Origin of the sequence: Spongiactinospora rosea (assembly GCF_003315795.1) — a bacterium.
Classification (GTDB): domain Bacteria; phylum Actinomycetota; class Actinomycetes; order Streptosporangiales; family Streptosporangiaceae; genus Spongiactinospora; species Spongiactinospora rosea.
Genome location: NZ_QMEY01000010.1, coordinates 258,017 through 273,073 on the forward strand (window position 1 = coordinate 258,017; position 15,057 = coordinate 273,073).

Sequence of the window (15,057 nt, forward strand, 5' to 3'; positions counted from 1 at the left end):
GCGCGGAGGGGAAATACGGCGATGAGTGCTGCCCGGGTGGGCGTGGTCACTTTTCCAGGCACACTGGACGACCAGGACGCCGCGCGTGCCGTACGGCACGCGGGGGCCGAGCCGGTGCCGCTGTGGCACGCCGACACCGACCTGCGCGGCGTGGACGCCGTGTTCCTTCCCGGTGGCTTCTCTTACGGCGACTACCTGCGCTGCGGGGCCATCTCCCGGTTCGCGCCGCTGATGGGCGAGCTGGTGCCCGCGGCCCGCGCCGGGCTGCCGGTGCTGGGCACCTGCAACGGCTTCCAGATCCTGTGCGAGGCCCACCTGCTTCCGGGCGCGCTGGTGAAGAACGCCGGCCTGCACTACATCTGCCGCGACCAGCGGCTGCGCATCGAGTCCACCGCCACCGCCTGGACCTCCGCGTACACCCGCGGCCAGGAGGTCGTGATCCCGATCAAGCACGGCGAGGGCCGCTACGTGGCCGACGCCGAGACGCTGGCTGCGCTGGAGTCCGGCGGCCGGGTGGTCGTGCGCTACCTGGGCAACCCCAACGGCTCGCTCAACGACATCGCGGGCGTCAGCAACGAGGCGGGCAACGTCGTCGGCCTGATGCCGCACCCCGAGCACGCCCTGGAAGACCTCACCGGCGGGCCGGGCACCGACGGGCTCGGCTTCTTCACGTCCCTCCTCAAGACCATGGTGAACGCATGATCGACTCTGTTGGCCGCGCCGCGGAGACCCCGCAGGAGCCGCAGCCGTACGCCGAGCTGGGCATGAAGGACGACGAGTACCAGCGGGTGCGCGACCTCCTCGGCCGCCGCCCCACCAGCAGCGAGCTGGCCATCTACAGCGTCATGTGGAGCGAGCACTGCTCCTACAAGTCCTCCAAGGTGCATCTGCGGCAGTTCGGCACCAAGGCCCCCAAGTCCGAGGCCCTGCTGGTCGGCATGGGCGAGAACGCGGGCGTGGTGGACATCGGCGACGGCTGGGCGGCGACCTTCAAGATCGAGTCGCACAACCACCCCTCCTACGTCGAGCCGCACCAGGGCGCGGCCACCGGCGTCGGCGGCATCGTGCGCGACATCATGTCCATGGGCGCCCGCCCGGTCGCGGTGATGGACTCCCTGCGGTTCGGCGCGGCCGACGCCCCCGACACCCGCAGGGTGCTGCCCGGCGTGGTCGAGGGCATCAGCTCCTACGGCAACTGCCTGGGCCTGCCCAACATCGGCGGCGAGGTCGTGTTCGACCCCTGCTACATCGGCAACCCGCTGGTCAACGCGCTCTGCGTCGGCCTGCTGCGCAAGGACCAGATCAAGCTGGCCACCGCGCCGGGCCCGGGCAACCAGGTCGTCCTGTTCGGCGCGCTCACCGGCCCTGACGGCATCGGCGGCGCGTCCGTGCTCGCCTCGGCGACGTTCGAGGACGAGTCCCAGGCCAAGCGGCCGAGCGTGCAGGTCGGCGACCCGTTCATGGAGAAGCTGCTGATCGAGTGCTGCCTGGAGCTGTTCGCGGCCGACGTGGTCGTCGGCATCCAGGACCTCGGCGCGGCCGGTGTCGCCTGCGCGACCACCGAGCTGGCCGCCAAGGGCACCGGCGGGATGGACGTCCGGCTGGACCTCGTGCCGCTGCGCGACCCCAGGCTGCGCCCCGAAGAGATCCTGATGTCGGAGTCGCAGGAACGCATGATGGCGGTCGTCACGCCCGCGGACATCCCGGCGTTCATGGAGATCTGCCGCAAGTGGGACATCCCGGCGACGGTGATCGGCGAGGTCACCGACACCGGCCGGCTGGTGATGACCTGGCACGGCGAGACCATCGTGGACATCGAGCCGGGCACCGCCGCCGACGAGGGCCCGGTCTACCAGCGGCCCTACGCCGAGCCCGCCGGTCAGCACGCGCTCAACGCCGACGACCCGTCCCGGCTGCCTCGCCCCGACGACCTCGGCGCGACGCTGCTGCGCCTGCTCGGCTCGCCCAACCTGGCCTCCAAGGAGTGGGTGACCGGCCAGTACGACCGATACGTGCGCGGCAACACCGTGCTCGCCCAGCCCGCCGACGCGGGCGTGCTGCGCATCGGCGAGGTCATGCCGGGCGCGTCCGAGACCGTGCGCGGCATCGCGCTGGCCACCGACGGCAACGGCCGATACGCCCGGCTCGACCCCTACGCCGGGGCACAGCTCGCGCTGGCCGAGGCGTACCGCAACGTCGCCGTCACCGGCGCGCGCCCGCTCGCCGTCACCAACTGCCTCAACTTCGGCTCCCCGGAAGACCCCGAGGTCATGTGGCAGTTCGCCGAGGCGGTGCGCGGGCTGGCCGACGCCTGCCGGGCGCTCGGCGTGCCGGTCACCGGCGGCAACGTCTCCTTCTACAACCAGACCGGCTCGGCCGCGATCAACCCCACGCCGGTCGTGGGCGTGCTCGGCGTCCTCGACGACGTACGCCGGCGGGTGCCGCACGGGTTCACCGCCCCGGACGCGCGGGTCCTGCTGCTCGGCGAGACGGCCGCGGAGTTCGGCGGCTCGGAGTGGGCGCACGTCGAGCACGGGCACCTCGGCGGCCTGCCGCCGAAGTTCCAGCCGGAGGTGGAGCGGGCCCTGGCCACCGTGCTGACCGAGGCGGCCACGCGCGGCCTGCTGACCGGCTCGCACGACCTGTCCGACGGCGGGCTCGCGGTGGCCCTGGCCGAGTCCTGCCTGGCCCACGGGGTCGGCGCGACGGTCAGCCTGCCGCCGGGCGACGACCCGTTCGTGGCGCTGTTCAGCGAGTCGGCGAGCCGGGCGCTGGTCACCGTGCGCCCCGAGTCGTTCGACGCCTTCGCCGCGCTGTGCGGCAAGCACGAGGTGCCCTGCACGACGCTGGGCGCCACGGGCGGCACGGCGCTGTCGATCCCCGGCGTGCTGGACATCCCCATCGAGACCCTGCGCACCACGCACGAGGGCACCCTGCCCGCCCTGATGGCCTGACCCGTCCGGCGCGGGCCAGGCCGTCCACGGACCTTTAGAACGCGTCCTCAGGCAGGTCCATCAGGTCCAGCCCGGTGGCGGCCAGCGCCCTGCGCTCGGCCGCCAGCCGGGGCAGCACGTTCTGCGCGAAGAACGCGGCCCCCGCCACCTTGCCCGTGTAGAAGGCCCTGTCCTCGTCCGAGGAGGCGAGCGCCGTCAGGGCCACCTCGGCCTGCCGGAGCAGCAGCCAGCCGATCACCAGGTCGCCCAGCGCCAGCAGGAACCGGGTGGTGTTCAGCCCGACCTTGTAGATCTCCCTGGGGGTCTCCAGCGAGGACAGCGTCCAGTGCGCCATCGTGTCGCCCATCGCGGTGACGTCGGCCAGGGCCTCGGCCAGCAGGGCGCGCTCCTCCTTCAGCCGGCCGTTGCCCGCCTCCGAGGCCGCGAACGCCTCGATCTCGGCGGCCAGCGACCGCAGCGCGCCGCCCTGGTTGCGGATGATCTTCCGGAAGAACAGGTCCATGCCCTGGATCGCCGTGGTGCCCTCGTAGAGGGAGTCGATCTTGGCGTCCCTGATGTACTGCTCGATCGGGTAGTCCTGGAGGTAACCGGAGCCGCCCAGCGTCTGCAGCGAGCGGGTCAGCATCTCGTAGGAGCGTTCCGAGCCGACGCCCTTGACCAGGGGGAGCAGCAGGTCGTTCATGGCGTGCGCGGCGGTGTCGTCCGGGTCGAGCCGGACGGCGTCCTGGTACGTCGCGGTGAACAGCACCAGCGCCCGCATGCCCTCGGCGTAGGTCTTCTGCATCATCAGCTCGCGCCGTACGTCGGGGTGGTTGACGATGGTGACGCGCGGGGCGGTCTTGTCGGTCATCTGCGTCAGGTCCGCGCCCTGCACCCGCTCCCTGGCGAAGGCCAGCGCGTTGAGGTAGCCGGTGGACAGGGTGGCGATGGCCTTGGTGCCGACGGTCATCCGGGCGTGCTCGATGATCATGAACATCTGCTTGATGCCCTCGTGCACGTCGCCGACCAGCGTGCCGACCGCCGGGTGCCGCTCGCCGAAGGTGAGCTCGCAGGTCGTGGAGACCTTCAGGCCCATCTTCTTCTCAAGGTTGGTGACGTAGACGCCGTTGCGCTCGCCCAGCTCGCCGGTTTCGAGGTCCACGTGGTACTTCGGCACGACGAACATCGACAGGCCCTTGGTGCCCGGCCCCGCGCCCTCGGGGCGGGCCAGCACCAGGTGGACGATGTTGTCGCTCAGGTCGTGGTCGGCCCCGGTGATGAACCGCTTGACGCCCTCGATGTGCCAGGTGCCGTCGGGCTGCTGGATCGCCTTGGTACGACCGGCACCGACATCGGAACCGGCGTCCGGCTCGGTCAGCACCATGGTGGCGGCCCAGTCGCGCTCGATGGCCAGCTCGGCGAAGCGCTTCTGCTCGGGGGTGCCGACCGTCCACAGGGTGTGGCAGAAGCTGGCGCCCCCGGCGTACATGTAGGCGGCCGGGTTCGCGCCGAGGACCAGTTCGGAGACCGCCCACACCAGGCTCGGCGGCACGCCGGGGCCGTTCAGCTCCGGCGGCAGCGCGATCTGCGCCCAGCCGCCCTCGATCAGCGCCCGGTAGGACTTCTTGAAGCTCTCCGGCAGGGTCACCGAGCCGGTGGCGGGGTCGAACACCGGCGGATGGCGGTCACTGTCCTCGAAAGAGTCGGCCAGCGTGCCGGTGGCCAGCCGGTTCACCTCGTCCAGGATGCTGCGCGCGGTGTCCTCGTCGAGGTCGGCGAAGCGGCCCGTACCCAGGATGTCACCGCGGCCGAACACCTCGAACAGGTTGAATTCGAGGTCGCGTACGTTGCTCTTGTAATGACCCATGGCCCCGCTCCATCAGCATGTTACGTACTGGTCAGTAACCTCTCCTAGGATGCTACCCGCGAGTAACCAGGTCAACCAGAGTACGCAGAAGGAGGCCGTTCGCCCTGGCGGGGGACGGTTTGCTAGCGTTCGAGGTGAGGCCCAGCCTCCCGGACGAGACGCGCCGTACCCGGCTCCGACAAGACGACGCATCGACGGTCGTCCGTGAGAAGGGGTAGGAGCATGGCCTGGTTGATTCTCATCGCCGCCGGGGCGTTCGAGGTCGCGATGGCGTATTCGCTGAAGATGAGCCAGGGGTTCACCCAGGTGTGGTGGGCGGTGTCCTTCGGGGTGTTCGCCGTGCTGAGCTTCGGGCTGCTGGCGATCGCGCTGAAGAGCCTGGAAGTGGGGACCGCCTACGCGGTGTGGACCGGCATCGGCGCGGTCGGCACGGCGGTGGCCGGCATTCTGCTGCTCGGCGACGACGCCTCGATCGTCAAGATCGTGTCCATCGGGCTCATCCTGACCGGTGTGGTCGGGCTGAACCTCGCGGGTGCGGGCCACTGAAACGAGGCACCAGGCGTCGCCGTCGAGTCGTTCTGATCGAGCGTTACGTGGAGGTCTGCTGGCGCGGTCGCCGGCGCGTGTGCGGGTGGACGGGCCGGTTCGCGTACGGCCACCTCAGCGGGACTGGGCGGCACGTCCCTTGAGCGCCACGGCGAGCACCCCGGCGATCAGGTACACCACGGCGCCGCCCCACACGGCCTCCCACGCCGCGCCGAACATGCCCTCACCGTCCAGGATGAGCTGCACGGGGTACATCAGGATCGAGGCGGCGGCGGCCGGATAGAGCGCGAACTTGAACGGGTGCCGCAGCGACCACACCCGGGCCTGGCGGGTGACCCGGTCGCTCACGTCGGGCCGGGCGATCGACCCGATCGCCGCGATCAGCGTGAACAGCGTGATCCCCAGGCACATCGCCCAGGTCGGGTCCGCGGGGCCGGGAAGCAGCCAGCCCATGGTCAGGCTGACGGCCGCCACCGCGCCACCGCTGATCGCGGCGGCCTTCCAGGGCGCACCCCGCAGGGCCGCGCCGGCGAGCGACATCTCCTCGCCTCGGGTCAGTTGCTTTTCGTTCATACCCCAAGAGTGCGTCATCGCCCTGCCACCTCACATCGGGGACAAACCCTGATTGACCCCTTACCTGCCCTGTCAGGGCGGTCCTTCCCCGCAACGAGCGATCTTGAACGTTACGATTGTGGCGGTACCTGGGGATTGGGAGAGAACGTGAGTGATGTCGTGATTGCTCGGCTGGCGGCGGGCGAGGGGCGGCGGTTCCGCGAGGTCAGGCTCAAGGCGCTGGCGGAGTCGCCGCACGCGTTCGCCTCCACCTACGCCAAGGAGGCCGCGATGTCCGACGCCGAGTGGGAGGCCCGGCTGGAGGAGGGCACGCCCGTGCGGTACGTCGCCGTGGCCGACGGCGTGGACGCCGGGCTGGTCGGCATCTTCATGGACGAGCGCGACGAGGAGCCCGGGACCGCCCATCTGATCTCCATGTGGGTCGATCCCGCCCACCGCGGACGCGGGATCGGCTCGCTGCTCGTGGAGGAGGCCCTGAGCTGGGCCCGTACCGCCGGCGCCCGCCGGGTCGGCCTGTGGGTCGTGGACGCCAACGACGCCGCCTTCGCGCTCTACCGCGCCAAGGGGTTCGCCCCCAGCGGCCGGACGATGGCGCTGCCCTCCGACCCTGCCAAGACCGAGACCCACTGCGTGCTCACACTGGACTGATCTGCACGAAGTTGTCGTGGAAGGGCACGCCCGGCCCCAGATCGGTGTCGCGCTCCTCCACCACCGCGTTGACGTTCGTTCCGCCGGGGCTGAGCTTGGCCCAGTGCCCCTTGAAGGTCGCGACCACGCCGGGCCGCACCCGGTCGCTGACCTCCACCTCGGCGGTGAACTCGCCGTGCGCGTTGAACACCCTCGCCCACTGTCCGTCCGCCAGCCCGCGCGCGGTCGCGTCCGGCTCGCTGACCAGCACCCTCGGCCCCTTGGCGCGGCGGCGCAGCTCGGGGTTGTTGGCGAATATCGTGTTGAGGAACGTGTGCGAGGCGGGGGTGACCAGCATCAGCGGGTACTCCCGCGAGGTCACCCGGGACGTCATCGGCGGCACGTACCCGGCCACCCGGGGCAGCCCCATGTCCGCCGCCCGCTCCGAGACGAACTCCAGCCGCCCGGTCGGCGTCGGGAACCCCTCCGTGAACGGCACGTACGGCGTGGGCACCGCCAGGCGCACCCAGCCCTCCTTGCGCAGCCGGTCGAGGGTGACCCCGGCGAGCGCCGGATCGCCCGAGCCGAGCAGTTGCTCGGCCAGCTCAAGGTCGGAGTCGAACAGCGCGGGCTCGGTCATCCCCATGTGCCGGGCCAGCCGGCGGAAGGTCTCGGTCGTGGACAGGCACTCGCCGGGCGGCGGCACGGCGGGCTCGTTCCACACCAGGTACATGTGGCCGTAGCCGCCGTGCAGGTCGGCGTGCTCGATCTGCGTGGTGGCCGGGAGCACGATGTCGGCGTAGTCCACCGTGTCGGTCGGGAACTGCTCCATGACCACGGTGAACAGGTCCTCCCTGGCCAGCCCGCGGCGGATGCGGCTCTGGTCGGGCGTGCTGCCCAGCGGGTTGGCCGCGTACACCCACAGGCACTTGACCGGCGCCTCGGTGTCCGCAAGGCCCTCGGCCAGGCGGGTCATGGTGAGCTTGCGTACCGGCTTCTCCAGCAGGTCGAAGCGGGCGTCGGGGTAGATCGGCATGTGGTCGGCGGTGGAGTAGCACACCCCGCCGCCCGGCCGCCGCCAGTCGCCGGTCACGCCGGGGATGCAGGCGATCGTCCGCAGCGCCGTGCCGCCGCCGTCGTGGCGCTGGATGCCCATGGTCGTGCGGATGCCGGTGGGCCGGGTGGTGGCCAGCCGGCGGCCGAGGGCGCGGATGGACTCCTCGGGCAGGCCGGTGATCTCCGCCACCCGCACCGGGGGATATTTCAGGATCTCGGCCCTGAACTCGTCCCAGCCGTGCGTGTGGTTCTCCAGGTAGTCGCGGTCCTCCGCGCCCTCCTCCAGCACCACGTGCAGCAGCCCGAGCGCCAGCGCGGCGTCCGTGCCGGGCCGGATCGGCAGGTGCTCGTCGGCCTGGTCGGCGGTCCGGGTGCGGATCGGGTCGATCGCCACGACGTACGCGCCGGCCGTCCGCGCCTCCTGCACGAACTTCCACAGGTGATGCCCCGTGGTCAGCGTGTTCGTGCCCCACAGCAGGATCAGCCGGGACAGCGCGAACGTCTCCGGGTCCATCCCGGCCGAGGTGCCGTTGGTGAGCTTCAGGCCCTCGTTGCCGGACCGCGCGCAGATGTTCAGGTCGTGCCGGGACGCGCCCATCACGTTCCAGAACCGCCACCCGGCCATGCCCATCTCGCCCTGGATGTACCCGAGCGTGCCGGTGCCCTGGTACGGCCAGATCGCCTCCCCGCCGTACTCGGCGACGATCGCCCGCAGCCTGGCGGCGATCTCGTCGAACGCCGCCTCCCAGGTGATCCGCTCGAACCGGCCCTCGCCCTTCGCGCCCACCCGGCGCATCGGGTAGAGGATGCGGTCGGGGGCGCTCACGTGCTCCAGGTACCGGTTGACCTTGACGCACAGCGCGCCGCGCGTGAACGGATGCTCGGGGTTGCCGCGCATCGAGGTCGCCACGCCGTCCTTGACGGTCACCACCCAGGAGCAGGTATCCGGGCAATCCAGTGGACAGGCCCCCAGAACCTTCAAATCCCCCGACACCCGGCCGATTCTAGCCACCCGGCTACTCGTCCCCGTAGGGGCTGGCCCCGGCCGCGATCCGCTCGGCCATGCCGCGCACGGCGTCGATCATCGCGTGGTAGAGGCCGCCGCCGAAGGTCACCCTGGCCACGCCCAGCTCGGCCAGCCGGGGCAGGCTCGGGCCGTCCGGCGTGAACAGCACGTTGACCGGGCCGGGGACGCGCTCCACCAGCTCGGCGATGGCCGCCTCGCCGGGGGCGAGGATGGGGTAGACGCAGTCCGCGCCCGCGCCGAGGTAGGCGATCGACCGCTGCACGGCCTCGTCCGTCGTACCGCCGTGCAGGTAGACGTCCACCCTGGCGTTGATCACCAGCTCGGGCGCGGCCTCACGTACGTCGGAGAGCCACCGCACCTGCTCGTCCACCGGCACCAGCCCGGACGCCGGAAGCGCGCTGTCCTCCAGGTTGCAGCCGACCGCCCCGGTGTCCAGCAGGCGGGCCGCGAACTCCTTGGCGGGCAGCCCGTACCCGGCCTCGGCATCGACCGTGACGGGCACGTCCACCGCGCCCGCGATCCGCGCCGCCGCCGCGAACATCTCCTCGACCGGCGCCCCCTGCTGGTCGGTGTGCCCCAGCGACTCCGCGATGCCGCTGCTCGGGGTCGCCAGCGCGGGAAAGCCCGTCGCCGCGAAGACCTGGGCGGTACGCGCGTCCCAGACGTTGGGCAGCACCAGCGGGCGGTCGGCAGAATGGAGATCACGCAGTCGCTTGGCAAGATCACTCATAGTGACAGGCTAGGCGGGCGGGTCCCCGCGTGGGGAGGTCCACTCACCCGCGAAACCGGCCGTCCACTTGGCCGATACGGGCGGAAAGACAGGACATGAAGGCCGCCCCCACAGCACCATGGGGGGACCGCACCGGCTCGGTGACCACGGTCGGTGATATAGGCATGGGGGTTGGGGGAAGCGTGTGTGCAGGGCAAGAGATCTTGAAGTGTTGACAGATCTTGATGTCCCTGGATAACGCGCGTCCGGTTGGAAAAGGGCAGAATCGCGGGCGGTGACACAAATAAGGGATCATGACGGGGTGGACAACCCGGAGAAGGACACGACGTCCTCCCCGGGCGATCCGGCCATGTCCTCCCCTGACGACAACGCGGCGGACGGCTCCGGCCGAGATACCGGCCGCGAGACTCCGGATGGCCGCGAGACTCCGGGCGGCGGCGAGGCTTCGGACGGCCGCGAGGCTTCGGGCGGCCGCGAGGCTTCGGGCGGCGGCACGGCGAAGGACACGCCGGTGCTCGTCGTGGAGCCGCTGCTGCCGCAGCGCCTGCGGCGGCCCTCCGACGCACTGCGCTGCCTGGCCAGCCTGCTCATGTTCATCGGGGTCGTGCTGCTGGCCCTGGTGGCCAAGCAGACGCTCAACGGCATCGAACAGGACGTCGAGGTCGGCACCTCCCGCGCGCCCTGGCCGCTGGTGATGATCGCCGGCTTCGTCGGCGGCGGCGCCGTGCTGATCATTCCGGCAGCCCTGGCCGTCGAGCGGGTCTTCCACCGCGACGGCCTGCGGGTCGCCGAGGGGCTGATCGCGGCCATCGCCGCCGTCCTGGTGGCCTTCGGGCTCGGCGAATGGCTCATCATGGCCTCCGAGGACCTCCGCCAGCTCCTCACCGGCGGCAGGGCGAGCGTCGAGCCGCTCAACACCCTGCTCACGTCCGTCGTGGCCTACATGACCGCGGTCCGCATCTCCCGCCGCCCGACCTGGCGGTCGCTGATGTGGGTCGCCATCGCACTCGACGTGTTCGCCCTGTTCACCGGGGCCGATGCCACCGCGCTCGGCGTCATCGTGAGCATCCTGGTCGGCCTCGGCGTCGGCTACGGCACGCTGTACGCGATCGGCAGCCCCAACACCCGCCCGCCCGGCAGCGCGATGGTCGCGGCCCTGCGCAGGCTCGGCTACGCGCCCACCAGGGCGCGCAGGATCGACGACGACGTACAGGGCAGCCGCCGGTACGCGGTCACCATCGAGGAGGAGCGCCGCGTCGATGTCACGGTGCTCGACCGCGACCGCCAGGTGGCGGGCCTGCTCTACCGCCTGTGGCGGCGGCTGCTGCTGGCCAGCGAGACCCGCAGGCGGGCGATCCGCTCGCTGCGCGCCGAGCTGGAGCGCGAGGCCCTGATGGCCTACGCCGCCAAGGCGGCCGGCGCGAACACGCCGAATCTGCTCGGCACCAGCGAGATCGGCACCGAGGCCGCGCTGCTCGTCTACGAGCACCTGGACACCAGGGCCCTGGAGGACGTACCGGACGAGGAGATCACCGACGACGTGCTCACCGAGATCTGGGAGCAGGTACGGCGCCTCCAGGCGCAGCGGCTGGCCCACCGGCGGCTGGAAGGCGAGAGCATCCATCTCGACAAGTCCGGACATGTCGTGCTGGTGGACGCGCGCAGCGGCGAGATCGCGGCCGGCGACCTCCTGCTCCGCCTCGACATCGCCCAGTGCCTCACCTACCTGGCACTGCGCGTCGGTCCGGAGCGATCGGTCCGCACCGCCGCCGCCGTACTCGGCGCCGACGCCCTCGCGGGCGCGCTCCCGCTGCTCCAGCGCATCGCGCTGACCAGGCAGACCCGATCGGCCCTGCGGCGCAAGGACAAGCAGCTCCTGTCGGCGGTACGCGAGCAGATCGTCGAGCTGAAGCCGCCCGGAGTGGTGGCCCAGGTACGCCTGGAACGCTTCCGCCCGCGCACGCTGGTGACCATCATCGGCAGCGCGCTGGCCGCGTACCTGCTGCTCTCCCAGCTCGGCCAGGTCGACTTCGTCAGGGTGCTGACCACGGCCGAATGGGCGTGGACCGGCGTCGCGTTCGTCGCCGCCGGGCTGAGCTACGTGGCGGCGGCCCTGATGATCAAGGGGTTCGTGCCGGAGTCGCTGCCGCTCGGCCGTACGGTGATGGTGCAGTTCGCCGGGTCGTTCGTGAAGCTGGTCGCGCCCGCGGCGGTCAGCAGCGTCGCGCTCAACACCCGCTACCTGCAAAAGCGCGGCATCCCGCCGGGGCAGGCGGTGGCCAGCGTGGGCGCCTCCCAGCTCATCGGGCTGGCCTTCCACATCGCGCTGCTGCTCTTCTTCGCGTACGTCACGGGCAGCGACGCGGCGGCCTCGCTCACACCGTCACGGACCCTGCTGATCGTGCTGCTGGCGGTGTCCGTGGCGATCGTCGTGGTGCTCGGCGTGGCGCCGCTGCGCCGGATGATCAGTACGCGGGTCCGCGCGCTGTTCTCCGGCGTGGTACCCCGGCTGCTGGACGTGCTCCAGTCGCCGCGCCGGATCGTGCAGAGCGTCACCGGGACGCTGCTGCTCACGCTGACCTTCGTGGTGTGCCTGGACGCCTGCGTACGCGCCTTCGGCCACGACATGAACTTCGCGGCGGTCGCCGTGGTGTTCCTGGCCGGGAACGCGATCGGCTCCGCCGCGCCCACACCAGGCGGCCTGGGCGCGGTGGAGACGGCACTGATGGCCGGCCTGACCCTTTCGGGGGTGAACCCGGGGGTCGCCACCTCGGCGGTGCTGTTGTTCCGGCTGCTGACCTTCTGGCTGCCGGTGCTGCCCGGCTGGGCGTCGTTCACCTGGCTGCAACGCCACAAGGCCATCTGAGCCGGGCGGTTACCCCACGGGCTCTACCGTGGCCTCGGGGCCGGCGACCTCGTGGACGCCGAGCCGGTCGAGGATCCACGACAGCGTGAACGCTTCCTCGCGCCAGGAGTCGTACCGCCCGCTGCGCCCGCCGTGCCCCGCGCCCATCTGCGTCTTGAGCAGGAACGGGCCGCCGCTCGCGGTGGCCCGCAGCCGCGCGATCCACTTGGCCGGCTCGTGGTAGAAGACGCGGGTGTCGTTGAGGCTGGTGATCGCCAGGATCGGCGGGTACTTCTCCGCCTCGACGTTCTCGTACGGCGAGTACGACTTCATGTACGCGTAGACGTCGGCGTTGTGGAGGGGATCGCCCCACTCGTCCCACTCGATGACGGTGAGCGGCAGCGACGGGTCGAGGATCGTGTTCAACGCGTCCACGAACGGCACCTCGGCCACCACGCCCGCGAACTCCCCGGGCGCCAGATTCGCCGCCGCGCCCATCAGCAGCCCGCCCGCGGACCCGCCGCGCACGATGACGTCACCCGCCCAGCCGGACGCCTTCAGGTGCCTGGCGCACGCCACGAAGTCGGAGAACGTGTTCTTCTTCCGGGTGAGCTTGCCCTCTTCGTACCACCGGCGGCCCATCTCGCCGCCGCCCCTGATGTGCGCGACCGCGAAGATCACCCCCCGGTCGAGCAGGCTCAGCCTGGCCACCGAGAACGCCGGGTCGATCGACATCTCGTAGCTGCCGTAGCCGTACAGCACCATCGGCGCGGGCCGCGGCGTGCCCCGGCGCGTCACGATCGAGATCGGCACCCGCGTGCCGTCCTCGGCCGTCGCCCACTCCCGGTGCTGCTCGTAGTCGGCCGGGTCGAAGCCGCCGAGCACCGGCCGCTGCTTCAGCAGGATCAGCTCGCGCGCGGCGAGGTCGTAGTCGTACACCGACGGCGGCGTCACCATGCTGGTGTAGCCCAGCCGCAGCCGCGCGGTGTGGAACTCGGGGTTGCCACCCGGCTCGGCCGTGTACAGCGGCTCGGGGAACTCGATCTCGTACGGCTCGCCGTCGTGCGGCATGATCCTGATCCCGGTGAGGCCGTCCCGCCGGAAGTGGACCACGGTATGCGTCGCGAACGCGTCCACGTCGAGCAGCCGCGTGTCCTCGCGGTGCGCGATCAGCGGCGTCCACACTCCGGGATCGTCCACGGGGGCGGTGGCCAGCTCGAAGTTCTCGGCGCCGTCGTTGTGCAGGACCAGGAAGCCGTCCTTCGCGTGGTCCAGGCCGTACTCCACGCCGGTCTTACGCGGCCTGACCAGCTCGAACTCCCCGGCCGGGTCGGCCGCGTCAAGGATCCGGACCTCGCTGGTGATCTTGCTGCCGACGTTGAGCATCAGGTAGCGCTCACTCCGGGTCAGCCCGATCCCGACCCAGAACCGCTCGTCGTTCTCCTCGTAGACCAGCACGTCGGAGTCGGCCGGGCCGCCGACCGTGTGCCGGTACAGGCGGTATGGGCGCCAGGCGTCGTCCACGACCGTGTAGAAGAAGGTGGTGCCATCGGCCGACCAGGTGCCGCCGTAGGAGATGCCGGGGATCGCGTCGGGCAGCGTCTCGCCCGTGACCAGGTCCTTGAACCGCAGCGTGAACCGCTCGTCGCCCTTGAAGTCGGTGGAGAAGGCCAGCTTGGTGCCGTCCGGGCTGACCACCGAGGTGCCGACGGCGAAGAAGTCGGCCTCGCCCGCCAGCTCGTTGCCGTCCAGGAGCACCTGCTCCCCGGGCAACGGCCCGCCGTCCTCACCCATCACCGGCGGGGTCTCCCCGTCGGCGGCCACCCGGCACTGGATGCCGTACTGCTTGCCCTCGACGGTGCGGGAGTAGTACCACCAGTTGCGCTTACGCGTGGGGACCGACAGATCGGTCTCCTGCGTGCGGTTCTTGATCTCCTGGAAGATGGTCTCCCTGGGCTGGTCGAGATGCCCGGTGACCTGCTCGGTATAGGCGTTCTCCGCCTCCAGGTAGGCGACGGTGTCCGGATCGTCTTTGTCGATCAGCCAGGCGTATTCATCCACCACCACGTCTCCGTGATGGACCCGCTCGTTGGCTACCCTCTTCGCCACCGGTGGCGTGTCATTCGTCATCCGGCCCAGTCTATGTCGCCGGCCCTCCCCCACCTCGCCCTTCGCCTCCGACCCGCCGTGCCTGCTCCGTGCGACTTCTGGGGGACTTCCAGGGGAACTTCTGGGGGGCTTCCGAAGGGGGTTCCGGGAGGGGCCCGGGTAGGAGGTGAAGGCTCGGTGGCGTAGGCGATGCGGCTCGATCCACCTCCGGAGCCTGATACTCTTATGGAGCAGCGCAGCTCAGCGCACACCACTCCGAATCACTCCGGTGAGTCTGGCACGTGGTCGGGTGCGGGCGGCTGCCACCCTGTAGCTCATCCGGTCCGACCGATCCGCTTGCGGAGCAGGACACGACCTGGTAAGTTAGAGGGGTTGCCCTGGAGACGGGGCCAACAAAATGAGGAATAGGCTTCAAGCCCCGAAGGGCTGGGTCGGCTGGTCTGATCTGGTTCGGCGGTGTACGCGCCCGTTTCTTGAGAACTCAACAGTGTGCTAAAAGCCAGTGCATGTACGAATTACATGTATGACCCCGTCACTCTCGCCTTATTTGGTGGGGGTGGTGGATTCCTTTGAACGAGACGCCGCTTATCGCCCTTTAGCCGGGTGGGTGTCTCGTGCAGGATGATGGTTCTTCAAGCATTGTTTGGAGAGTTTGATCCTGGCTCAGGACGAACGCTGGCGGCGTGCTTAACACATGCAAGTCGAGCGGAAAGGCCCTTCGGGGTACTCGAGCGGCGAACGGGT

General features: G+C 70.5%; 10 protein-coding genes, 1 rRNA gene and 1 riboswitch. Of the genes, 6 read left to right on the forward strand and 5 right to left on the reverse strand.

Going from position 1 to position 15,057, the window contains the following annotated elements:
• Positions 1-21: 21 nt before the first annotated feature.
• Together purQ and purL are read left to right on the forward strand one after the other, a co-directional pair.
• Complete coding sequence (gene purQ, locus DP939_RS23770) at positions 22-702, forward strand: phosphoribosylformylglycinamidine synthase subunit PurQ (RefSeq protein ID WP_111169539.1); 681 nt, start codon at positions 22-24, stop codon at positions 700-702.
• The gene (purL, locus tag DP939_RS23775) at positions 699-2,954 is read left to right on the forward strand and encodes a phosphoribosylformylglycinamidine synthase subunit PurL (RefSeq protein ID WP_113982966.1); all 2,256 of its coding nucleotides are present in this window, start codon (positions 699-701) and stop codon (positions 2,952-2,954) included. Before purQ ends, purL begins: the two co-directional genes overlap by 4 nt.
• A gap of 34 nt (positions 2,955-2,988) precedes the next feature.
• Here the strand turns inward: purL and DP939_RS23780 are convergent, their stop codons facing one another.
• Positions 2,989-4,800, reverse strand: coding sequence for an acyl-CoA dehydrogenase (locus DP939_RS23780; RefSeq protein WP_113982967.1), 1,812 nt, complete (start codon positions 4,798-4,800; stop codon positions 2,989-2,991).
• A gap of 131 nt (positions 4,801-4,931) precedes the next feature.
• Positions 4,932-4,993: riboswitch (guanidine-III (ykkC-III) riboswitch) on the forward strand.
• A gap of 29 nt (positions 4,994-5,022) precedes the next feature.
• On the opposite strand from DP939_RS23780, the gene DP939_RS23785 reads away from it, so the two are divergent.
• Positions 5,023-5,346 (forward strand): DMT family transporter, encoded by a 324-nt coding sequence (locus DP939_RS23785; RefSeq protein ID WP_113982968.1) that lies wholly within the window; start codon positions 5,023-5,025, stop codon positions 5,344-5,346.
• A 114-nt stretch (positions 5,347-5,460) separates the two neighbouring features.
• Here DP939_RS23785 and DP939_RS23790 read toward each other — a convergent pair whose 3' ends face one another.
• Positions 5,461-5,919, reverse strand: coding sequence for a hypothetical protein (locus DP939_RS23790; RefSeq protein WP_113982969.1), 459 nt, complete (start codon positions 5,917-5,919; stop codon positions 5,461-5,463).
• Between the two features lie 147 nt (positions 5,920-6,066).
• Here DP939_RS23790 and DP939_RS23795 point away from each other — a divergent pair, with 147 nt between their 5' ends.
• Positions 6,067-6,567: a GNAT family N-acetyltransferase gene (locus DP939_RS23795; RefSeq protein ID WP_147268108.1), complete on the forward strand. Its 501-nt coding sequence runs from the start codon at positions 6,067-6,069 to the stop codon at positions 6,565-6,567.
• Here the strand turns inward: DP939_RS23795 and DP939_RS23800 are convergent.
• Together DP939_RS23800 and DP939_RS23805 are read right to left on the reverse strand one after the other, a co-directional pair.
• Positions 6,554-8,614 (reverse strand): molybdopterin-containing oxidoreductase family protein, encoded by a 2,061-nt coding sequence (locus DP939_RS23800; protein WP_318656309.1) that lies wholly within the window; start codon positions 8,612-8,614, stop codon positions 6,554-6,556. The genes DP939_RS23795 and DP939_RS23800 overlap by 14 nt on opposite strands.
• Before the next feature lie 4 nt (positions 8,615-8,618).
• Positions 8,619-9,359 (reverse strand): isocitrate lyase/PEP mutase family protein, encoded by a 741-nt coding sequence (locus tag DP939_RS23805; RefSeq protein ID WP_113982972.1) that lies wholly within the window; start codon positions 9,357-9,359, stop codon positions 8,619-8,621.
• Between the two features lie 301 nt (positions 9,360-9,660).
• Between DP939_RS23805 and DP939_RS23810 the strand changes: the two genes are divergently transcribed.
• Positions 9,661-12,225, forward strand: coding sequence for a lysylphosphatidylglycerol synthase transmembrane domain-containing protein (locus DP939_RS23810; RefSeq protein WP_225878454.1), 2,565 nt, complete (start codon positions 9,661-9,663; stop codon positions 12,223-12,225).
• A 9-nt stretch (positions 12,226-12,234) separates the two neighbouring features.
• On the opposite strand, the gene DP939_RS23815 is transcribed toward DP939_RS23810, so the two are convergent.
• On the reverse strand, positions 12,235-14,334 hold the full coding sequence (locus DP939_RS23815; RefSeq protein ID WP_113982973.1) for a S9 family peptidase: 2,100 nt from the start codon (positions 14,332-14,334) through the stop codon (positions 12,235-12,237).
• A gap of 619 nt (positions 14,335-14,953) precedes the next feature.
• On the opposite strand from DP939_RS23815, the gene DP939_RS23820 reads away from it, so the two are divergent.
• Positions 14,954-15,057, forward strand: a 16S ribosomal RNA gene (locus DP939_RS23820); the annotation flags it as partial.

What these genes read in the sequence shown, in the direction of transcription:
- purQ (WP_111169539.1), top strand. Translation starts at nt 22, where the DNA reads ATGAGTGCTGCCCGGGTGGGCGTGGTCACTTTTCCAGGCACACTGGAC.
- purL (WP_113982966.1), top strand. Translation starts at nt 699, where the DNA reads ATGATCGACTCTGTTGGCCGCGCCGCGGAGACCCCGCAGGAGCCGCAG.
- DP939_RS23780 (WP_113982967.1), bottom strand. Translation starts at nt 4,800, where the DNA reads ATGGGTCATTACAAGAGCAACGTACGCGACCTCGAATTCAACCTGTTC.
- DP939_RS23785 (WP_113982968.1), top strand. Translation starts at nt 5,023, where the DNA reads ATGGCCTGGTTGATTCTCATCGCCGCCGGGGCGTTCGAGGTCGCGATG.
- DP939_RS23790 (WP_113982969.1), bottom strand. Translation starts at nt 5,919, where the DNA reads ATGAACGAAAAGCAACTGACCCGAGGCGAGGAGATGTCGCTCGCCGGC.
- DP939_RS23805 (WP_113982972.1), bottom strand. Translation starts at nt 9,359, where the DNA reads ATGAGTGATCTTGCCAAGCGACTGCGTGATCTCCATTCTGCCGACCGC.
- DP939_RS23815 (WP_113982973.1), bottom strand. Translation starts at nt 14,334, where the DNA reads ATGACGAATGACACGCCACCGGTGGCGAAGAGGGTAGCCAACGAGCGG.